The organism is Neolewinella xylanilytica (genome assembly GCF_002934605.1).
Classification (GTDB): domain Bacteria; phylum Bacteroidota; class Bacteroidia; order Chitinophagales; family Saprospiraceae; genus Neolewinella; species Neolewinella xylanilytica.
Genome location: NZ_PTJC01000006.1, coordinates 1,219,170 through 1,240,677, shown reverse-complemented (window position 1 = coordinate 1,240,677; position 21,508 = coordinate 1,219,170). Strand labels below are relative to the sequence as shown.

The 21,508-nt window shown below is 59.8% G+C and carries 18 protein-coding genes; 2 read left to right on the top strand and 16 right to left on the bottom strand.

Annotated elements, in window-relative coordinates:
• Positions 1 to 206: 206 nt before the first annotated feature.
• From ftsZ to CLV84_RS22175, 13 genes are all read right to left on the bottom strand, one after another.
• Positions 207 to 1,673 (bottom strand): cell division protein FtsZ, encoded by a 1,467-nt coding sequence (gene ftsZ, locus CLV84_RS14505; protein ID WP_104420495.1) that lies wholly within the window; start codon positions 1,671 to 1,673, stop codon positions 207 to 209.
• 99 nt (positions 1,674 to 1,772) lie between these two features.
• Positions 1,773 to 3,101, bottom strand: a complete 1,329-nt coding sequence (ftsA, locus tag CLV84_RS14500) for a cell division protein FtsA (RefSeq protein WP_104421196.1) — start codon at positions 3,099 to 3,101, stop codon at positions 1,773 to 1,775.
• Positions 3,102 to 3,171: 70 nt separating this feature from the next.
• A complete protein-coding gene (locus CLV84_RS14495) occupies positions 3,172 to 3,990 on the bottom strand; it encodes a cell division protein FtsQ/DivIB (protein ID WP_104420494.1) in 819 nt (272 codons plus the stop codon).
• On the bottom strand, positions 3,980 to 5,362 hold the full coding sequence (gene murC, locus CLV84_RS14490; RefSeq protein ID WP_104420493.1) for a UDP-N-acetylmuramate--L-alanine ligase: 1,383 nt from the start codon (positions 5,360 to 5,362) through the stop codon (positions 3,980 to 3,982). Before murC ends, CLV84_RS14495 begins: the two co-directional genes overlap by 11 nt.
• Entirely contained in the window at positions 5,349 to 6,470 is a 1,122-nt protein-coding gene (murG, locus tag CLV84_RS14485; RefSeq protein WP_104420492.1) for an undecaprenyldiphospho-muramoylpentapeptide beta-N-acetylglucosaminyltransferase, read from the bottom strand. Before murG ends, murC begins: the two co-directional genes overlap by 14 nt.
• Entirely contained in the window at positions 6,460 to 7,620 is a 1,161-nt protein-coding gene (locus tag CLV84_RS14480; RefSeq protein ID WP_104420491.1) for an FtsW/RodA/SpoVE family cell cycle protein, read from the bottom strand. The genes murG and CLV84_RS14480 overlap by 11 nt, the downstream gene beginning before the upstream one ends.
• Complete coding sequence (gene murD / locus CLV84_RS14475; protein ID WP_245911520.1) at positions 7,617 to 8,936, bottom strand: UDP-N-acetylmuramoyl-L-alanine--D-glutamate ligase; 1,320 nt, start codon at positions 8,934 to 8,936, stop codon at positions 7,617 to 7,619. Before murD ends, CLV84_RS14480 begins: the two co-directional genes overlap by 4 nt.
• Before the next feature lie 5 nt (positions 8,937 to 8,941).
• On the bottom strand, positions 8,942 to 10,198 hold the full coding sequence (mraY, locus tag CLV84_RS14470; protein ID WP_104420489.1) for a phospho-N-acetylmuramoyl-pentapeptide-transferase: 1,257 nt from the start codon (positions 10,196 to 10,198) through the stop codon (positions 8,942 to 8,944).
• Positions 10,188 to 11,666 carry a UDP-N-acetylmuramoyl-L-alanyl-D-glutamate--2,6-diaminopimelate ligase gene (locus tag CLV84_RS14465; RefSeq protein WP_104420488.1) on the bottom strand — a complete coding sequence of 493 codons (1,479 nt, stop codon included), beginning with the start codon at positions 11,664 to 11,666 and terminating at the stop codon, positions 10,188 to 10,190. Before CLV84_RS14465 ends, mraY begins: the two co-directional genes overlap by 11 nt.
• A gap of 3 nt (positions 11,667 to 11,669) precedes the next feature.
• On the bottom strand, positions 11,670 to 13,793 hold the full coding sequence (locus CLV84_RS14460; RefSeq protein ID WP_104420487.1) for a penicillin-binding transpeptidase domain-containing protein: 2,124 nt from the start codon (positions 13,791 to 13,793) through the stop codon (positions 11,670 to 11,672).
• 56 nt (positions 13,794 to 13,849) lie between these two features.
• On the bottom strand, positions 13,850 to 14,161 hold the full coding sequence (locus tag CLV84_RS14455) for an FtsL-like putative cell division protein (RefSeq protein ID WP_104420486.1): 312 nt from the start codon (positions 14,159 to 14,161) through the stop codon (positions 13,850 to 13,852).
• Positions 14,162 to 14,304: 143 nt separating this feature from the next.
• Positions 14,305 to 15,207, bottom strand: coding sequence for a 16S rRNA (cytosine(1402)-N(4))-methyltransferase RsmH (gene rsmH / locus CLV84_RS14450; protein WP_104420485.1), 903 nt, complete (start codon positions 15,205 to 15,207; stop codon positions 14,305 to 14,307).
• A complete protein-coding gene (locus tag CLV84_RS22175) occupies positions 15,208 to 15,684 on the bottom strand; it encodes a division/cell wall cluster transcriptional repressor MraZ (protein WP_104421195.1) in 477 nt (158 codons plus the stop codon). It lies immediately after the preceding gene.
• A gap of 372 nt (positions 15,685 to 16,056) precedes the next feature.
• Between CLV84_RS22175 and CLV84_RS14440 the strand changes: the two genes are divergently transcribed.
• Positions 16,057 to 16,548, top strand: a complete 492-nt coding sequence (locus CLV84_RS14440; RefSeq protein ID WP_104420484.1) for a sterol desaturase family protein — start codon at positions 16,057 to 16,059, stop codon at positions 16,546 to 16,548.
• An 11-nt stretch (positions 16,549 to 16,559) separates the two neighbouring features.
• A complete protein-coding gene (locus CLV84_RS14435; protein ID WP_104420483.1) occupies positions 16,560 to 17,129 on the top strand; it encodes a hypothetical protein in 570 nt (189 codons plus the stop codon).
• A 5-nt stretch (positions 17,130 to 17,134) separates the two neighbouring features.
• On the opposite strand, the gene CLV84_RS14430 is transcribed toward CLV84_RS14435, so the two are convergent.
• The 3 genes from CLV84_RS14430 to guaA form a co-directional block, all read right to left on the bottom strand.
• The gene (locus tag CLV84_RS14430) at positions 17,135 to 17,974 is read right to left on the bottom strand and encodes a histone deacetylase family protein (RefSeq protein WP_104420482.1); all 840 of its coding nucleotides are present in this window, start codon (positions 17,972 to 17,974) and stop codon (positions 17,135 to 17,137) included.
• 63 nt (positions 17,975 to 18,037) lie between these two features.
• The gene (locus CLV84_RS14425) at positions 18,038 to 19,558 is read right to left on the bottom strand and encodes an ABC transporter substrate-binding protein (RefSeq protein ID WP_146088819.1); all 1,521 of its coding nucleotides are present in this window, start codon (positions 19,556 to 19,558) and stop codon (positions 18,038 to 18,040) included.
• Entirely contained in the window at positions 19,515 to 21,056 is a 1,542-nt protein-coding gene (gene guaA, locus CLV84_RS14420) for a glutamine-hydrolyzing GMP synthase (protein ID WP_104420480.1), read from the bottom strand. Before guaA ends, CLV84_RS14425 begins: the two co-directional genes overlap by 44 nt.
• Between the last annotated feature and the right edge of the window lie 452 nt (positions 21,057 to 21,508).

Below are 21,508 nucleotides of genomic sequence, written 5' to 3'. Positions count from 1 at the left end.
TCCTTAAGAGGGGGCTAAGGGGTACACCTTTTCGACATCTTCCGTTTCGCCGGCGAGCGGCCCTAAAAAAAATGCGGGCAGCGAGATTGACCCCTCGCTACCCGCTTCCAAAGCTAAAACGGTGTGCATACTAAGGCTGGGCTTGGTGCGGCAGCATCAGTAAAAAAACGGATATAATAGACTGTTTGAACAGAGACAAATACCGGTTAGTCGACATTGTCGTGGAGGAAGGAATTGTTACGACGCAGCGGCACCTTCTCGTCGTCGGTGATACTCCAGCGGCTCAGCTCGTCCTGTTCACCGGGCTTGTTGTTGTCCAGCTGCACGTTGCGCCGCAAGTAGGCGGGCTGGTTTTCCAGCTCGTTGACCACCTTCGGATTGCTCAGTTTGGGCAGTTCGGTGCGTTGCCGCAGTGCTTCCCGGCGCTCTTTGTCGCGTAGTTCCATTTCCCGGCGTTGCGCCTCGCGGCGGGCGTCTTCCTCCTCCTGGAGGTAGTTGCTGGCGAAGCTGCCACTGTCCCGCCGGCGGGCACGGAGGCGGGCTTTGGCCTCGTCCATGTCCTCGAATTCGAAAGTCTTGGCCTGATCCGGCTTACCGTAACCGACCGGGTCGTTTTCGCCGGTAATGTCTTCAAGGGAAGCACGGCGCTCCTTGGGGCGATCTTCCTCCAGGTGAACGAATTGCCGTTCCGGGGCGACGCCGCGGTTGACGGATTTCTTGTCGCCGAAACCGGTGGCGATGACCGTCACGCTGACCTTGTCGCCAAGGCTTTCGTCGAAGCAGTTACCCCAGATAAGGTCCGTACCGTAGCCGGCTTCTTCTTGGACGAATTCGGTGATCTCGAAGATTTCGTCCATCGTCACCTCCCGCGTTCCGCTGGTGATGTTGAGCAGGATGTGGTTGGCACCACGGATGTCGTTGTCCTCGAGCAGCGGGCTGTGCAGGGCTTGGTCGACGGCTACGCGGGCACGGTCGTCGCCGTCGGCGCTGGCGGTACCCATGATGGCTACGCCGCTGTCGCGCATAACGGTATTGACGTCCTCGAAGTCCACGTTGACGTAACCCGCCACCGTGATGATCTCGGCGATGCCCTTGGCGGCCGTGGTCAGGATGTTATCGGCTTTGGAGAAGGCTTCGCTGAGGTTGAGGTTGCCGTGGATCTGGCGCAGTTTGTCGTTGGAGATAACGATAAGGGTATCGACGTTCTCCTTCAGTTCCTGGAGGCCGTCCATGCCGTTGTTGGCGCGCCGGCGGCCTTCGAAGGTGAAGGGAAGGGTGACGATGCCCACGGTGAGTACGTTCATTTCCCGCGCGGTGCGGGCGATGATGGGTGCGGCCCCGGTTCCGGTACCACCCCCCATTCCGGCGGTGACGAAGAGCATCCGGCAGTTGTTGTCGAGGTACTTGCGCACCTCCTCGATGCTTTCTTCGCAGGCCAGTTTACCCACGTTGGGCTTGGAGCCGGCTCCGCGGCCCTCGGTGAGGGCCGGGCCGAGCTGGATCTTAGTGGGCACGTTGCTGAGCTCCATGGCCTGGTGGTCGGTATTGCAGATGGCGAAGTCGACGCCAACGATACCCTGGTTATACATGTGATTGACCGCGTTGCTGCCGCCGCCGCCGACGCCAATCACTTTGATGATGGGAGATTCTCCCTGGGGGAAGTCGATTGTCATAATGTCTATATTGATCTCGGGCCGTCGAGCCGTTTCTTGGTAAGGCAGGTACCGCCGAGTGACTTTTGAATTGGTGGTTAGAATAGAGGGGTGTACGGATTAGAAGTCGCGGTCGGGCTCGGCCTCGAACCACTCCTTCGTGCGCTTGAAGACGTTATCGAACCAGGTGGGGCCGCTGGCCTCCTCCTTGATCTGTTCCTCGAGTTCCAGTTCGGTGACCGGTTCTTCCTTCTTGGGTTTCGCCACGACCACCCGTCCGGCGTCGATGTCGGCAAACCCCTGCAGCAGCAGTCCTACCCCCGTAGCATAAATGGGGCTCGTCAGTTTTTCCGTGTAGCCATGGGCCAGGTGCTCCACCGGCGAACCGATGCGCGCACTCATACCCGTGTGCAGCTCCGTAAGCTTGTCGAAGTCGCGCAGCAGCGCCCCGCCCCCGGTGAGCACGATGCCCCCGATGAGTTGGCTACCGTCGAATCCGGCGCGGCGGATCTCCCAGAGCACGTGGTCGAGAATTTCCTCGGCACGAGCCTGGATGATGAGCGCCAGGTTCTTTTCGCTGATCTCCTTGGGTTCGCGACCGCGGAGCCCCGGGATCACGATTACCCGGTTCTCGTACACCTCGCTGGCCAGGGCCGAACCGTAGTTGACCTTCAGTTTCTCGGCGTGCTGCTCCATGACGGTGCAGCCCGATTTGATGTCTTTCGTGATCACATGACCGCCGAAGGGAATAACCGCCGTGTGGCGGATGATGCCCTCCTGGAAGATCGTGATGTCGGTGGTGCCACCACCGATGTCGACCAGCGCCACGCCGGCGTGCTTCTCATCCTCGTAAAGTACCGAAGCGGAACTGGCAATGGGTTCCAGAGTGACGTTAGCCATGTGCATGCCGGCCCGCTCCACGCAGCGGTTGATGTTGTTGCTGGCCGTAATCTGTCCCGTGATGATGTGAAAATTAGCTTCCAGCTTCGACCCGGACATCCCAATCGGATCCACGATGCCCTGCTCGTTGTCGACGGTATACTCCTGGGGAATGACGTGCAGGATCTTGTCGCCGGGGGGTAGTACCAGTTTATGCATATCGCCGATGAGGCGGTCGATGTCCCGCTGGCTGATCTCCGAGTGGGAGTTGTCCCGCATCAGCATGCCCCGGTGCTGCAGCGACTTGATGTGCTGGCCGGCGATACCCACGTGGACGGTATCGAAGGTCTGGCCGCTGGACTGCTCGGCAAGCCGCCGGGCCTCCGAGATCGCGCGGACGGTTTTTTCGATGTTGGAGACGACGCCGCGCATGACGCCCTCCGATTCCACCTTACCCGTACCGAGTATCTCTACCCGACCGTGTTCGTCGCGCCTGCCTACTAGGGCGCAGACTTTGGTGGTGCCGATATCGAGTGCGGCAATGGTTTGTTTTTGAGTGGTATCAGTCATTATATCCAATAGTTTAACAAAAGTGAAGGCAGCGGTCAGGGTCATTAGCCGCGGCCCAATGGTTTGTGATTTAGGCTTTTTTAGCTACTACCTGGTCGGCGTAGCGCAAGTCAAAGCTCCGGTACTTCCGCCAACCCTCGTACGGAATTCCTTCGCGATAAAAGATTTTCAGCCGCTCCAGCCGGGCGGGCGTCAGGGCATCGTCGTAGCGTCCGAGGTAAACGACCTGGTCGCCTACCTTGGGGGCCAGCACCAGCTCTCCCGTGTCGGTGATGTCGATCTGCTCTATTAGGGCCGCCAGGAAAGGGTCCCGGTACAACAGCCGGCCCAACGCCATCAGCTGGCCGAGTTGGTGGTCGGTTTGCTCTTCGTAGTCTTCCGACCAGGGCACGATATTCCCCGTCACCACCGGCACCCGTACCGTATAATTTTCGCTGAGGGGTAAGCGCACCCCGTCACGGTCGAGGTAGTAGTTCTGGCCGTTATCGGCGATGATCCGCAGGAGCGGCACCCGCTGCCGCACGCTGATGTTGAGCACCATACCGGCGTCCACGTACGCCTCCGCGTCACCAACGAATGCTTGGCTTTCGAGTACTTCTTCCACCCGTTCGATGTCCACGTCGGAAAGGGTCAGTTGATCGAGCGGCTTGGTGAAACTGCCGGCCAGCAACTCCATCAGTTCTTCCGCTTCGACCAGGTTGGCCCCGTCGGCCAGGGGGACCACCCGCGGACGGATGGCGGTGAGGTGGGCCGACTCCCGTTCCGAGATCGCGCTGATCGCCAGCACCGCGATGGCCAGGGCAATAAAGATCCAGCCGTAGGTACGAACAGCGATAAAGATACCGGCCAGGAAGCGGGCCAGTTTGCCGCCTTGCGTTTCAGTAGCCATGATTGTCCGATTTACTGTGCTGGGCCACCACCCGGGGCACCAGGGCGTCGATATCCCCGGCGCCGAGTAACAGCAGCACGCCGTCCTTAAGTTCCGCGGTCGCTTCGAGCATTTGGTTTTTGCTCAGCAACCGCCGTTTTTCGTTCTTCATCAGCCCGTAGACCAACTGGCTGGTCACGCCGGGGATGGGCTCCTCCCGGGCCGGATAGATCGGGATGATAATCGCTTCGTCGAGCAGATCCAGCGCTCGCGCGAAGCCGGCGGCGAAGTCCTGGGTCCGGCTGTACAGGTGGGGCTGAAAGACGCCGCGGATGGGGCGGTTAGGATACAATTCCCGGGCCGCCGAAATGGCCGCCTGCAGCTCCGTGGGATGATGGGCGTAGTCGTCGATCACCACCAGCTGGCCGTTCTTCAGTACGGTCTCGAAGCGTCGGGCAATGCCGTGGAAATTGGCCAGCCCCTCGCGGAGGTCGTCTTCGTGGCCGCCCGCCAGCCGGGTGACGGCGCAGGCGGCTACGGCATTTTCCACGTTGTGGCGGCCCGGCAGTGCCGTGCGGAGGTTGGTGATGAGGTGACCGTCGGGTTCGCGCAGGTCGAAGTGAAACGCCCCGCTCTCGACGCGAATATTCTGGGCGCAGAAGTCTCCCGCTCCGATTCCGAAGGTCGAGATCATGACTTCTTCCACGTCGGCGAAGTGTTCGGCCACGTCGTAGCGGACGATCAATTGGCCCCCCGGCTTTACCCGCTTGGCGTAGGCGCGGAAGCCCGTCTCTAGCATTTTGCCGTGATCCCCGTAGATGTCGAGGTGGTCCGGATCGGTGGAGAGCACCACCGCGATCTCCGGGTTCAGCCGCAGGAAGCTACGGTCGTACTCGTCGGCTTCCACCACCACCCAGTCGCTGTCGCCGTGGACGTAATTCCCGTCAAAGTCACGGGCGATGCCCCCGAGAAAGGCCGAGGGGTCCAGGCCCGCGGTGACCATCAGGTAAGTGGTGATGGTGGTCGTGGTGGTCTTGCCGTGGGTGCCGGCAATGCCGACGCAGCGCATACCGCGGCTGATGAGTCCGAGGACTTCGGAGCGTTTCAGTACCGTGTAACCGCCTCCCTGTACCCTGACCAGTTCGGGGAAGTCTTTCGGGATGGCGGGGGTATACACGACCAGCAGATCGTCTCCCGGTTCCGGCAAGGCCTCGACCCGAGCCTCGTAGTGGATCTCCATGCCCTCCGACTCGAGCTTCTGCGTGAGTGGGGTAACCGTCCGGTCGTAGCCACCTACCCACACTCCCCGGCTACGGAAATAGCGGGCGACGGCAGACATGCCGATGCCACCGATGCCGATGAAGTATACGCGCCCGATATCAGACAGTTGCATGAAAATTGTTTTTAGGGGTAGGTGATGCAATGAGCGTTAAAACTTCCTCCGCGATCCGATTTACGGCACCTGGTTTCGCCTGCTCCCGCGCATTGGCGCCCAACTGCTCCCTCCGGGCGGGATTATCAATCAGCCCGAGTGCTTCCGGAATCAGCTTTTCGACGACGTCGGCATCGGCCACCAGTACGGCCGCGTCCCGTTGGGTCAGCGCCTCGGCGTTGCGGGTCTGGTGATCTTCCGCCACCCATGGGGAAGGCACCAGGATGGCGGGCTTTCCGAGGTATTCGATCTCGGCGATGGTAGTCGAACCGGCCCGGCCGATCACGACCGTTGCTTGGGCGTAGGCTTCGTCCATCCGGTCCAGGAAGGCCGTGATGGTCACGTTCGGAAGTTGCGCGGTAGCGGTCCCCCGGAAGTCCTCCAGGTAATTTTTGCCGCACTGCCATACCCACCGCACTTCGGGGCGGGCGGCGATCCGCTCGGTAGCCGCGGCCATGGCCTGGTTGAGGGAGCGGGCTCCCCCCGATCCGCCCATCAGCAGTACGGTGGCCGGACCGTCGGAGGCCATCGTTCTGGCCCGCTCCAGCAATTGCTCCCGTACGGGGTTACCGGTGACCACCAATTTCTCGGAAGGAAAGAACTTGGACATACCGGCGAAGGCGACGCAGACTTTGTCCACCTTACCACCGAGCCACTTATTAGCCAGGCCGGCGAAGGCGTTCGGCTCCTGGATCAGGGTCGGGATGCCCCGCTGCGCCGCGGCGTACAGCACCGGCCCGCCGGCGTATCCGCCGGTACCAATCACGACGTCCGGCCGGAATTCCCGGAGGATCTGCCGGCTACGAAAGAGACTACTGAGCACCTTGACGGGAAAGCTCAGGTTGTCGACCGTGAGCCGCCGTTGCAGTCCGCTGATCCACAGCCCCTCGATCCGGTAGCCCGCGGCGGGCACCTTTTCCATCTCCATTTTTCCCCGGGCCCCCACGAACAGGAACTCGGCGTCCGGCCGTAAACGACGGAGCTCGTCGGCGATGGCGATCGCCGGGAAAATGTGGCCGCCGGTTCCGCCGCCACTCACGATAAAACGGGGGGCTCGGTCAGGTTGCATCGGCGTTCACGGCTTCTATGTATTTGGACACGGACATCAAAATGCCCAGTGCGATACAGGTGAATAATAGACTCGTCCCCCCCATACTCACGAGCGGAAGGGTCAGCCCGGTAACCGGTAACAGGTCCAGGTTGACCGCGATGTTCAGGAAGGCCTGCAATAAAAGACTCAGCCCAATACCGAAGGCGACCATGGCCCCGAAGGCCTTACTACTTCGCGTGACCAGGCGGATGACCCGGAAAAACAGGAGCAGGTAGATCGCCACCAGTAGCGTGCCGCCGACCGCCCCGTATTCTTCCACGATGATGCTGTAGATAAAGTCCGACTGGGCGCTGTACAGCGTATGCCGCTGGGTGGAGTTGCCCGGTCCGACGCCCACGATGCCCCCGTTGGCGATCGCCACCATGGCACCGGTGATCTGCCGGCGGTCGTCCACCTTCGCGGCGGCGGGATTGAAGTAGGTTTCGATTCGCTTTTCCCAAGTTGCCGCCCGCGGTACCAGGCCGGGATACTTCGAGCCCACCATCACCAACAGGCTAAAGACGCTGATGCCCAGCAGGATGAGCATCAGGATGTACTGCATCGCCACCCGCCCCACGATCATCATCAGGATGCAGACCACGAACAGCATAATGGCCGAGGACAAGTCGCTCAGTGCGATCAGCAGGCAGATGCCCAGTACCGGCAGGATGATCGGTACGAAGGCCTCCCGGAAATCCTTGATCACGTCCTGCTTCGATCCAATGGATCGGGCCACGAAGAGGATGAGGGCCAGCTTCGCGAAGTCCGAACTCTGGAAAGTCAGGTTGATGTACGGAATGGTCAGCCAGCGCTTGGCCCCGTTGATCTCGGAACCGAATATCTGGGTAAGCACTAACAGGACGATCGCCATGATCAGCATTGTCGGCGCCCACCGCGAATACTTCGTGTAGGCGAGCAGGTGACCGACGTAGACGATGATCAGGCCGAAACCGAGGATCACCGCGTGCTTAAAAATGTAACCGTTTACCGCGCCGCCCGAATTACGGTAGGCCAGGTTGGCCACGGCGCTGTACACTGCGACCATCGAGATCATCGACAGCAGGATAATGATGGCCCACAGTACGCGATCGCCGCGCAGCTCGGTAGCTATGCGTGTGGAGATGTTCATGCGACGATGCGTTTGACGTGGGCACGGAACTGGTCGCCCCGGTCCACGTAGTTCTTAAATAGGTCGAAACTGGCGCAGGCCGGGCTCAGCAGGATTCGGTCCCCGGCCGCGGCGTATTCACTGGCCAGTTCCACGGCCCGTTCGGCGCTACGGCATTCGACCACCCGGTCGATATCTCCGAAGGCCTTTTTTAGTTTTTCGTTGTCCGCACCCAGGCAGATCAGGGTATGCACCTTACCGTCAAGCACCTCCCGTAGTGGTGCGTAATCGTTGCCTTTGTCCGTCCCCCCTGCGATCCAGACAGTCGGTCCGTCCATAGCCTCCAGGGCAAAATAGGTGGAGTCCACGTTGGTCGCTTTGCTGTCGTTGATCCAGGTGCGCCCGTCATGGGTCGGGATAACCTCCATGCGGTGGGGGGCGGGCACGAAGCTTTCGAGGGCGATTTGAATTTCCTCTTGGCTGACGCCAAGCAGGCGGGCGATCCGCACCGCGAACAGGGCGTTCATGGCATTGTGACGGCCCCGTAGCGGACTTTCCTTCAGCTCATACTCATGGCCGTCCACCGCGATCCGGGTCCCGTCGATGGCCGTTTCCGGATCGATGAGACTGATCGTGGCATCCACTTTATTGCGCCGGAGCGCGGGTGCAATGGTCTGCGGATCGTCCAGCAACAACAGGTGATCCTCCTTCCGCTGCCGTCGGCCGATCCGGAACTTACTATCGGCGTACTTCTCCAGTTGGTAGTTGTAGCGATCGAGGTGATCCGGGGTGATGTTGAGAATCGTGGCGATATCGGGCCGGAAATCTACCGTCCCGTCCAGTTGAAAGCTGCTCAGTTCGAGCACGTAGATATCCTGGGGCTCGTGGTCCACCAGCAGTCGGGCGAAGCTGTCGCCGAGGTTCCCGCCGGCCAGGACCCGCTCGCCGGCCGCCTGCAGCAGGTGGTGGGTCAGCATGGTGGTGGTCGTCTTGCCGTTACTTCCCGTGATGCCGACGATGGTGGAGTCGGTAGGGACGAAGCGGTAAGCCAATTCGATCTCGGAGATGACGGGAATGCCGGCCTGCAGAATCGTCTTGACGATACCGGCCGTATCCGGAATCCCGGGGCTCTTGACCACGATATCGGCTTGGAGGATGCGGTGGTGACTGTGGCTACCCGTCTCGAATTCGATGCCCGCCTCCCGCAGTTCGGCCAGATACGTTTCGCTGCCGACTCCGGCGTCGCTGACGAACACCGCGTAGCCCTCCCGCTTCCCGAGGCGGGCGGCGCTTGCTCCGGATTCACCGGCACCGAGGATGACGAGTTGTTTGCTCACGGAGATCAGCGGAGTTTAAGGGTTAGGATGGTAGCGACGGCCAGCAGGATACCGATGATCCAGAAGCGGATTACGATCTTGACTTCCGACATACCCGCCTTTTGGTAGTGGTGGTGCAACGGTGACATACGCAGAATGCGGCGGCCCTCGCCGTATTTCTTACGGGTATACTTAAAGTACCCCACCTGAGCCATTACGGACAGGTTCTCGATCACGAAGATCCCGCAAAGGATGGGGATCAGCAGTTCTTTCCGCAGCAAAATCGCCAGCGCAGCGATGATCCCACCCAGTGCGAGCGAGCCGGTGTCCCCCATGAAAACCGCGGCGGGGTAACTATTATGCCAGAGGAAGCCCAGGCATGCCCCGAGGAGGCACCCACTGAAGACGATGAGTTCCTGGGTGCCGGGTAGGTGCAGGATACCGAGGTAGTTAGCGGCAATGGCATTACTGCCCACGTAGGCGAATACGGCCAGGGTACCGGCGATGATGGCCGAGGTGCCGGTGGCCAGCCCGTCGAGCCCGTCCGTTAGGTTGGCCGCGTTCGATACGGCCGTAACGATGAAGATGATCAGGGGAACGAAGACGATCCAGACCAACTGGCGGCCGATGTTGAATACGTCGGCGTACGTCATCACGCTGTTCTTGATGAAGGGGACGTTGGTGAGCGTGGTGCGGTAGTTGGCACGCTGTACGATGTTGCCGTCGTCGAGTTGGATGGTTTCGACCGGTCCGGTTTGCTGGGCGTCGCTGATGCCGATCTCCTGGGCGCTGTCGACGTCCAGGCGCACCACCACTCGCTCGTTGAAGAGCATGATCAGGGCAATCAGCAGCCCCAGGCCCACCTGACCGAGGATCTTGAATTTGCCGGCCAGCCCGTCCTTGTTCTTATGCTTGATCTTCAAGTAATCGTCGACGAAGCCGATGGCTCCCATCCACACCGTAGCGATCAGCATGGTGATGAGGTAAATGTTGTCCAACCGCGCGAATAAGAGGCAGGGCACCAGCACCGCGAGCAGGATGATCACCCCGCCCATCGTAGGGGTACCTTTCTTTTCGATCTGCCCTTCCAGGCCGAGGTCCCGCACCGATTCGCCGATCTGTTTTTTGCGCAGGTAGCGGATGATGCGCCCCCCGGTCACCATGCTGAGTAGCAGGGACACGATGATCGCCACCCCGGCCCGGAAGCTGAGGAAGTCCAGCAGGTTGGCGCCGGGAAAGTCGCCATAGTTGGCCCGTAACCAGTCGGTCAGCTCAATTAACACGGGCGTATTCTTTTAAAGCTTGCGCTAGTTCTTTCCGGTCGTCGAAGGGCAGCCGTTGCCCCTGGATCTCTTGGTAGGTTTCGTGTCCCTTGCCGGCGACGAGCAGTACCTCGTTACCCAGGCGGACGGCGGTGCGGATGGCCTGCCGGCGGTCGGTGATGCGCAGCACCCGACGCATGGCTTCGGCGGGGATGCCGGCTTCCATCTCGCTGAGGATGGCTTCGGGCGATTCGGAGCGCGGATTATCGCTGGTCAGGATCACCTGGTCGGCCAGTTCGGCGGCGATGCGGGCCATCTCCGGTCGTTTGGTGCGGTCCCGGTCACCGCCGGCACCCACCACGCAGGTCAGTCGGTGCCCTTCCGGCAACAACGCCCGCAGGGTGTCCAGCACATTCCGCAGGGCATCGGGGGTATGGGCGTAATCGACCAGGGCGGTGATGCGCCCCGCCGGGTCGACCACGGATTCCAGCCGGCCCTCGGCGCCCTTGAGGGCGCTGAGGCTGACCAGGATTTCCTGCTCGTACTGCCCGAGCAACACCGCCACCCCGTAGGCGGCCAGTAGATTATAGGCATTGAAACGCCCGAGCATGGAGAAGAAAACCTCCGTCCCGTTGATCTCGAGCTGAAGCCCCAGCGGCGTATTGGCGATGAGGCGGCCGTGGTAGTCGACGTTAGTGCGCAGGCTGTAGCGGTATACATCTGCGACCGTATTCTGTACCATTACCTCCCCCCGCCGATCGTCCGCATTCACGAGGGCAAAGCTACCCGGCGTGAGCTGATCGAAGAAGGCCTTTTTCGCGCTGAGGTATTCGGCGAAGGTACCATGGTAATCCAGGTGGTCGTGGGTAATATTCGTGAATACCGCCCCGTCGAAATCCAGTCCCAGCGTCCGTTTCTGGTGGACGGCGTGGCTGCTTACTTCCATAAAGACGTAATCCACCCGGGCGTCCCGCATTTCCGCCAGCGCGGCGTGGATTGCCAGGGCATCCGGCGTGGTGTGGGTGGCATCCCGCCGTTCGCGTCCGATGCGCACTTCTACGGTGGAGAGCAGTCCCGCCCGGAAGCCAAGCGAGGTGTAGAGGTCGTGCAGCAGCGTAGCCACGGTCGTCTTGCCGTTCGTGCCGGTGATGCCGACTAGCTTGACAGACTTACTCGGAGAATGGTACCAAAGGTCGGCGACAAGGGCCAGCGCGACGGCCGTGTCCGGCACCGTGATGACGGTCACTTCCGGATTGGCTATCCGGTTGGTCACCAGTCGGCCCTCCTGTACGATTACGGCCGTTGCACCTGCGTTCACCGCCCCTTCTATGTAATCGTGCCCGTCGACCTGGGTACCCGGAACCGCCACGAACAGGAAATTCGGTTTGACGCGGCGGCTGTCAAAGGCCACCCCCGCGATGGCAGGCCCGTCCGTGGCCCCGGTGACGGAGCTGACGGTAAGGGGGGCAATGAGGGTGGTTAGCTGCATAGGTTAACGGAGTATGAGTTCTACGTCCCGGCCGGGTTGACCGTTGCCGTCACTTTGCCAACGCATATTGACCACGCGCCCTACCCCACGGGGGTGTACCACGTAGCCGTCGTTTTCGAGTACGTACAGCGCATCGCGCAGCCGCATGCCCCGCACGTTGGGAAAGCGCTGACCGGCCGGGTTGATGGCCGCCAGTTCGACCGACTCGTCGGCCGCGCCGATGACGGCAAGCTCGGATTCGGGCAGGGTATCCACGGGAACGTTGACGTAATCCAGTACTTCCACGAGTTCCGAAAGGTAGCCCGCGTCGCGGCTCGGCAGCTCACCGGCGTAGAGAACGGGGCGTGGGCCGCGATTGATAGGCTCGTGCACTTCGATCATGCTGTTGTAGAGGTTGTCGGCGATCTCCCGGAAGATCGGTCCGGCCACGTCGCCACCGTAGTAAGCTCCGTTTGTCGGGTCCTTTACCACCACAATAATGCTGTAGGTCGGATTTTCCGCCGGGAAGTAACCCGCGAAACTGGCCTGATACTTCGTTTTCTGGTTGGGCAGGCCGTAGTTCTGCTGGCTGGTACCCGTTTTGGCGGCGAAGCGGTACTGGTCCGACTTCAGCCGCCGGGCGGTTCCGCGCTCCACTACCCCTTCGAGGAGGGATTGCAGTTGCTCGATGGTTTGCGGACTGGCCACTTCCTCATCGATCACCGTGGGTTTGTAGTCCTCCAGTACGCGGCCATTGCGTTGCACCTTCGTCACGAGGTACGGTTTCATCATCCGGCCGCCGTTGGCTACGGCGTTGTAGAAAGTGAGCATCTGCAGCGGGGTCAGCCGGCTTTCGTACCCAATGGCCATCCAGGCGCGGGAGATACCGGAGAAACCGGCCTGATCGGTGTCGTTGATGAAGGGGGCCCGTTCGCCTTCCAGTTCGATGCCGCTCTGGCTGTCGAGGTGAAAATCCCGGAGCCGCTCGGAGAATTCGTTGCCATGATAGAGGCTATCCACCAACTTGGCCATCCCGACGTTAGAGGACTGCTCGAAGGCGTCCCGCACGCTCACGACCCGCCACCCGCGGCTTGCCGGGCTGCTGTCTTCCATGGTAAGATCGTAGAACTTCTTGCGGCCGTTCTCGATGTCGACCTCGCTGTCGAGTTCCACGTGCCCGTCTTCGAGCAAGGCCATCATGGTGGCGAGCTTGAAGGTGGAGCCGGGTTCGTTGGCCCGGGAAATGGCGTAGTTGTACTGCTCGGCGTATTTGTCGCGATTGGCGTTGACCGCTCCGAGATTGGCCATGGCGCGAATGGCCCCGGTTTCCACCTCCATAACGATTGCCGCTCCCCATTCGGCCCGGTGGCGCCGAACCCCGAGTTCGAGGGCGTTTTCGGCAATATCCTGGATATTTACGTCCAGGGTGGTGTGTACGTCGGCGCCGGAGGTCGGCTCTACGATGGCCAGGTTATCGGTGGGCAACCAGATCCCGCCGCCCATATTGAACATTTCCTGTTGCCCACTCTCCCCGGCCAACTGGGTATCGAAGGCGCCTTCTAGGCCAACCTTGGCACCGGACTCCCGGCTGTAACCGATGGTACGCCGCGCCAGCCAGCCGAAGGGCCGTTTGCGGGCGGCGCGCTTTTCGACGATCAGACCACCGCCCATCCGGCCCTGGTTGAAAATGGGAAATTCGCGGATGCGGGAGAGCTCGCTGTAACTAACGCTTTCCTTAAGTTTGAAGTAGTGGTTCGCGACACCGGCCACACTGTCGCGCATGATGAGCAGGCTGTCGCGCCACGCCCCGGCGGTGTGACTGTTATCCACGTAGCGCGATAACAGGATGGCCAGGCTGTCGATGTTGTCGTAATAGTCGCCCGGACTGGCAACGTAGGGATCGAAGTGCAGGCTGAAGTACGGCACGGAGGTAGCCAGCAGGTTATCGTGGCGACCGTAAATATTCCCCCGTTCGGCCTGTACGGTGACCACCCGGAAGCGCTCCTTTCCGAGCTCCTGGAACTCGGCTTGCCTGACCACCGCGATATCGAAGGTCCGGTAGACGAGCAGTGCCGCCACCGGAACGATGATCACCGCCAGGATGGCGAAGATGCGGATCAGGACCTCGTCTTTGAAGTTTACGGCCAAAGCGTGTGGTGTGGTGCTAGAAAGCGATTAATGGGTGCGAAAAGAGTACGAAAAATTTACTTAGCCACGGGGGCGTAGATCTTGCGGGGCTTGCCGCGGTGCATGCGCAGGCCGGCGGGGCGCACCTGGTCGACCACTTCGGAGCGCAACCCATTGTACATGTTCTCACTTTGGAGGGACATATACAACCAGCGTTTTTCTTTGATATCGGCTTCCAGTTCCTGGATGCGACGGACGTTGTACTCGGCGTAGTGGGCATTGCCAATGTAGAGCAGCACCAGCACACCTAAAAAGGAGAGGTAACCGAGGTTGTCCAGGATGAGCGAAGGCACCGAAATGCCTGCGGCACGCTTGCGGTTCGTAGCCATTTTGTATCACACCATTTAAAAGTCTGCGGAGCACGGGGATTTCCAGGTGAAAACCGAAATCCCGTCCTACGGTCGACGTAAGCAATTTCTTTGGCTACGGCGCCGGCCGCGCGGGATAAGCGCGCGGCCGGATCCGGAGGCCTTTACATACGCTCCCCGGCCCTTAGCTTGGCACTTCTGGCCCGGGAGTTTTGCCGAATCTCTTCGGCGACCGGCAAGACGGGTTTTTTCGTCAGGACTTTATAGGGACGGTCAATTTTCCCGTAAAAATCCTTGTTGACTACTCCGTCGGCATTGCCGGTTTTGAGGAAGTTTTTCGTGATGCGATCTTCCAGCGAATGATAGCTGATAACGCTGAGTCGGCCGTGTGTTGGTATCAGTAAGTTGGTGGCTTGCGCCAATAAATCAGTAAGAGCGCCGATCTCGTCGTTAACCTCGATGCGAAGTGCCTGAAAAACCTGCGCCAAGTAGCGCGGTCGCTGGCCTCTGACCCACGGGTTGACCACCTGCAGGAGATCCTGAATGGTCACAATGGGTGCCTGCTCCCGGGCCTCCGCGATGGCGAGGGCCAGGGAGCGGGCGTTGCGTACTTCGCCGTATTCGCCAAATACCCGTTGCAAGTCCTCCGGCACGTAGTTGTTGACTACGTCGGTGGCCGTGCGGTCGGCTCCCTTCCCCATGCGCATATCCAGCTCCGCATCGAAGCGAAAACTGAACCCGCGCTCGGCCTGATCGAACTGGTGGCTGGAAACCCCCAGGTCGGCGAGCAGACCGTCAATTTTATCGACGCCGTAGAGACGCAGAAAATTGGACAGGTTACGGAAGTTGGCGGCTACGAAGGTGAATCTACTGTCGATCAGGGTGTTGGCCGCGGCTTCCTCATCCTGGTCAAAACCGAACAGGCGAATGTCTTGCGACCCCGCCCGCTCAAGGATGAAGCGGCTGTGGCCACCACCACCGAAAGTAGCATCTACGTAAACTCCTCCGGGGCGGAGGTTCAGAAAACCGACGCTTTCATCGGCTAGTACGGGAACGTGGTAGGCCATCTATTGCCCTAGTTCCTGGATACTCGAACCACCGAGCACTTCTTCCGCCAACTCGGAGTAGTCTTCCAACTCTCCGTTCAGCATCTCGTCGTATTCGGCTTCCGCCCAAATTTCAATTCTATCGTTCATGGCGTTCAACACCACGTTTTTTTCCACATTGGCCCAGGACAGCAGCTGCTTGGGAAGCAATAACCGGTCCGCCGAATCGGGAACCAGTTCGGTAGCGCCGCGGTAGAAAGCCCGGGTGAACGCGAGGTTCTTCCGGTTGAATTTGTTGAGATTATCAACCTGGATTTTGATCAAGTCCCACACTGCTTTTGGGTACAGTGTGAGACTTTGATCAAATCCACGGTTAACTACAAATTTCAATGTGTCTCTATCACCTAGCGCCTTGAGTAGATTGCTGGGTAGACGAAAACGGCCCTTGGAATCAAGCGCAACGTAATACTCGCCCAGTAAATCATACTGCTGTGCCATAAACCTATATACACCGGTGGGCACGGTTACCCACCGCATGCGCTAAGGTAACACCTTGCGCCACTTCCTCCCACTTTTACCCACATTTTTTCACGGGTTTTTCCGTGTTTTCTAACACGGTATAGCCATTTGCCCGTTTATGGTCGCATTATGTTGTTACGGGCCCGCATATTCACTTTTCGTGAACGCCCGCGTGGCAAATTTAGGCCTTAGCCTCCAAATTGTTTGCCTTTGTTGCCCGGTTCGTGCCCACTGTACGGTGGTAAAAAGTGGTAACCCCGTACCGGATTGATCGATGCCGGGTGGTTAAGGGTGGGAATCACCCGCCAGGGTAGCATAAACCATACCTCTTCCCCCCTGTTTTGTAGGCGTATGGAGATCCTATTGTATATCGCTATTGTATTGGCCACCGTAGCCGGAATGGAGTTCGTGGCCTGGGCCGCTCACAAGTACCTGATGCACGGCGCGCTCTGGGTTTGGCACGAGGACCACCATCGCCCCCATCCCGAAAAGGAGGGTTTTTTCGAAAAGAACGACCTTTTCTTTCTGGTCTTCGCCATCCCCAGCGCCGCGTCCTATATAATAGGACTCAACGTAGCCGGCTGGTTCTGGCTCACCTTCGTAGGCATAGGCATCAGCATTTACGGGGCCATCTACTTCCTCATCCACGACGTCTATATTCACCGGCGCTTCAGCTGGTTCCGGCAGTTGGACAACAAGTACAGCCGCGCCATTCTACGGGCCCACGGACACCACCACGCCGTGACCGAGAAGGACGGTGCCGAGAGTTTCGGCCTGTTGGTGGTAGCCAAAAAGTATTTCGGCAAGCGATCCGGATGGGCGCATCAAGACCGTAAGGCGTAATTTAGCCAGCTATGGAAGAACGGTTACTGGATAAAATCGCGGAGCCCTTCAACCTCCAGCTTCCGGAGTACGCTACCCTGGAAGAAATGATCGATGGCGTGCTGCCGGCGGTGGCGCAGTTCAGCGAACCGAACGTACTTCCCGAAGACAGTCCGCTCTACACGCTTAATTGGGTGAAGATGACCGACCGCCCTGGCGCCACCGAGGTTGAACTCTATAACTTTCAGGATTACGGCCGCGGCGAAATCCGCGTAGTCACCGACGGGGTTGTCTCCGCCCAGGCCTACGAAGTGGAGGAAAGTGGGCAGCGCATCATTATCGGGCAGAGTGTCATGCGCGACAGCTTCCTGTACGAACTGGCCTTTCTCGACGAGGACTTCCTGATCCTTCGCCGGCACGGGAACGCCGCCAACATGACCCACCGCTATCTTTTCTTCTGCCGGGAGGCCATCGGAACCCGGCTGACCTGGAACGAGGCGCTCGAGCGGCTGGTGGATAAGTACCGCAACAGCCAATTTCCGCTAATCGCGGTAGCACTGGTCGTGGCCGCCCTCATCGCCGTTATGCTTTATTTTCGCTAATCGCGTCAATCGTATAGGCTCGCCGCTACGCGAAACGTGTTCGCGTGGGCCTCGATGATCGTGGCCAACCGTTCGCTATAGCCTCCCCCCATGCTGATCGCCACCGGCAGCCCGCGTTCCCGGCAGCATTCCAGTACGTAGCGATCGCGTTCCCGGCAACCCCCCAGGGATACCGACAACCGACCTAGCTTATCGCTTTCCAGTACGTCTACCCCGCTCAGGTAAAAAACAAGATCCGGAGCGATACCGTCCAGCAAGCCCGGCAAGTGACCGCGCAGCGTATCCAGGTAGACGTCGTCCTGGCAGCCATCGGGCAGGCCGATATCCAGATCCGAACGCTCTTTCCGTACCGGGTAATTTCTCGCTCCGTGCATGCTGAAGGTAAATACCCGCGGCTCATGGGCAAACAGGCTGGCGGTGCCGTTGCCCTGGTGAACGTCCAGGTCGACGATCAGCACCTGCTTCACTTCACCGCTGTGCAGCAATTCGTTAGTCGCGATGGCAATATCGTTGAAGACGCAGAACCCTTCCCCGTGGTCCGCAAAGGCGTGGTGGGTACCTCCGGCTACGTTCAGTGCCACCCCATCGGAAAAGGCGTAACGGGCGCAGTCCAACGTACCCTGGGCGATGACCCGGCCCCGGGCGACCAGCTCCGGGCGCATCGGAAAACCGATGGTCCGCGCCTCCTTGCGACTCAGCTTCAGATACTTCAGCTTATGCCAGTAGTCGGCGGTGTGCGTCCGCAGGATAGCATCCTCGGGTAGCGGATCCGCGGTGAAGAACTGAGATTCGGTGACCGTCCCCTCGTACAACAGCTGCTCGGGGAGCAAGCTGTACTTTTCCATCGGGAAACGGTGGTTGGGAGGAAGCGCGTACCGATAAACCGGACTGAATGCGATGCGCACGGATTAATTCACCCGCTTGAAGGCATAATCGGTGTATTTGAGAATGTTGACGAAGCGATTCTCAAACCGATCAATCACGGTCTCTTCCAGGTTCGCGGCTCCCGCCGGAATCACCGCCACCGGCGCGAAGCGAAAACTAGTGTGGATCAGATCCTCCGGATTATTCTCGAGTTCGAACTGGAAACGGGTGCCGTAGCGGGCAGCCATCTTCAGGAAGTAGCGGGAAATGTCGTATCCGATGTACGCCTCGTCGCGGGGAAGGGTGGCGTAGCGCTCGTAAAAGCGGTTACGAAACTCCTGAACGTCCTCGTCCAGCGGATCGATGAACACGCTGCTGCTGATGTGTACGTTGGTGTTTTCCAGGAACTCGGGGTTGAGTCGCTCGAAGTCGGCCCACTGCGGCAGTCCGTAGACCGCCACGTTATCGCCCTGCTCCTCGATGGTCGCCTGATAAACCTGACGCAGGAAGTTGGCCACGAAGGTCTCATTATCGTACACCGGCACCAGGAATACGGTACGCCGTCCGTCGAGGAGGGAATCCAGGGCGGGCACTTCTTCCCCGATCAACAATTCTTCCAGTGGTTCTATCTGATCGTCACCTGTTAGTAATCGGTACTCGTCCTGGAAATAAGCCAGCCGCGCCCGCTGTCCTTGCGGGGCCACCAGCACGATCCGGTCCGCCCCCTGGGTACGAAAGGCATGGCCGAGCAACTCCCGGAGATGGGTTTCCAGGGTCGGATTGACCTGGATGTAGTTGACGTTCTGGTCGCTGATGCCCGTTGCCGCGCTGTACGGCGAGATCAATACCTTTTCCTGCCCGTCCACGGCCTCCGCCAGTAGCGTGACGTTTTCCTTCAGGTAAGGTCCGATTATCAGTTGGGAACGTTCGTATTCCGGAGACGCTAGGATCGTGCGAACCTGAGCGGGATTGGCGCGGGAGTCCTGGACGCGTACATCATAGGAGATCTCACCATCCTCCTCCCGCAGGTCGTCGAGGGCCAGTTCGGCACCGCTGTAAAAGTGCAGTGCCCACAGCGAGTTGGGATCTACGGTGCTGGCAGACTCCGGGTTCCGGTCCGACAGGAAGGGCAGCACGAAATCCACCCCGTAACCACTAAGCAGCCGCGAGCCGTTCCGGCCGGTTCCGAGCTGCCGCACGGGTGGCAAGCCCGGGGCGGCCGGGGAATCGGTGGTACCCGGGCTGAAGACGTACTGCGTGTCCATCCCGATGGGCGGATTCTCCTCGGCGCTGATTGCTTCCCACTCAATGGTGTCCATGGGTTGGGTCGGGGCGTTGACGTAGACGTACGTGCCGCTTTCCTCGTCAAACACCCGGCGGCTCTGAACGGCGTCCAGGTCGCCATCGGAACGGTCCGGGCGGGTACTCGGGTTCGACCCCGTGCTTCCTACGGGCCGAAACAGTTCGCAGGAGCTAGCGACCGTCGTGAGCAGCAGAGCGAGCAGCCAGTAACGCGGGATGCTATTCCCACTCAATAGTTGCCGGTGGCTTGGTACTGATGTCATAAACGACGCGATTAATTCCTTTTACATTATTGATGATCGAGCTCGACACGGCGGCCAGAAACTCGTAGGGCAGGTGGCTCCACTCGGCCGTCATGCCATCGGTGGAGGTTACGGCTCGTAACGCAACGGCCTGCTCGTAGGTGCGTTCGTCGCCCATTACGCCCACCGATTGTACGGGGAGCAAGATGGTGCCGGCTTGCCAGACCTGATCGTACAACCCGTATTCCCGCATCTTGTCGATGTAGATCGCGTCCGCCTCCTGTAGTAAACGGACCTTTTCCGGAGTGATGTCACCCAGAATACGAATCGCCAGACCGGGGCCGGGAAAGGGATGGCGGCCGATCAGGTGAGCGGGCATGCCAAGCTCGCCACCGACCCGGCGTACTTCGTCCTTGAAGAGGTTGCGGAGGGGCTCGACAATCTTCAATCCCATCTTTTCGGGAAGGCCGCCCACGTTATGGTGACTCTTGATGGTCACCGACGGACCGTGAACGCTGACGCTCTCGATCACGTCGGGGTAGATCGTTCCCTGCGCCAGGTACTTGATATTGGTCAGTTTTTTGGCCTCCCGCTCGAATACCTCGATGAAGACCCGGCCGATAGCTTTCCGCTTTTTCTCCGGGTCGCTTTCCCCGGCCAGGGCCGAGTAGAATTCTTGTTTGGCATCGATGGCGGTGACGTTCAGCCCCATGCCCTCGTAGCTCCGCTCCACCTCCTCGAATTCCCCCTTTCGAAGCAATCCGTTATCGATGAAGAAGCAGAAGAGCCGGTCGCCGATCGCCCGGTGCAGCAACATGGCCGCAACGGAGCTGTCCACGCCCCCGCTGAGCCCCAGCAGAACCCGGTCGTCCCCGATCTTTTGCTGCAGTTCCTCCACCGTTTGCTCGATGAAGTGGGCGGGCGTCCAGTCGCCGCGGCATCCCGCGATCTTCAGCACGAAGTTTTCCAGCAGTTGCTTGCCGTCGAGGCTGTGGTACACTTCCGGGTGAAACTGAATGCAGTATACCGGGGCCGCGAAGCGATCGCCCAGGCTACCGAATGCGGCGATTTCCACGTCGGCCGTGGACGCCAGCAGCTCGAAGCCTTCCGGGAGGTGCTCGATGGTGTCGCCGTGGGACATCCAGACCTGGGAACCGGTCTCGATATCCGCAAAGAGTCCGTCCGCTCGCTGGATACGGCCGAGGTTCGCTTTCCCGTATTCCCGCTTCAGGCTCCTGCTCACGGTGCCGCCGTAGAAGTCGGCAATGTACTGGGCACCATAGCAAATCCCCAACACGGGCCGCTTACCGACGATCTCGGCTAGGTCGGGGCGCAGCGCCCGCTCCTCCCGCACGCTGAAGGGGCTACCGCTCAGGATCACGGCTTTATAGCTGTCATCGAGTTGGGGAACCTTGTTGAAGGGCACGATCTCGCTAAAAACGTTCAGCTCCCGAATGCGCCGCGCGATGAGCTGGGTATATTGGCTACCGAAGTCGAGAATAAGGACCTTTTCCGTCATGGCCGCAAATATAGCGTACCGTCCTTTGGGCGCCGGGCGCAGGTGCCAATATTCAATCTAGGTGTAGCGCAAATGCCTTCGATTCCACCCCAATACGCTCCGTCAAGATCGTGGAACCGGCCCGGCGCGCTACCCTCCTTACGCCTACCCTGGCAAGCAGGTGGGCGATGGAACGGGCGATGGGCAGCACATTCGGATCGAGGTGTACACGTACCGTAGCTACCGATTGCCCGAAACGTGTCTTGGCTATCTCCGTCAATGCATCCGCCATGGTGGTACCCGGAAACGATCGATTTAAGGTTTGCAAAAGATAGTAGATCCCGCTACCGGGCCGACATACGCCACAGGTACCCGACCGGTACTATGTTCCGATACTACGGGCGTTCGGGTAGGCCAGGGGAATAGAAAAATGGCTAGCAGGGAAAACACGCCCACCACCATCCCATAACCAC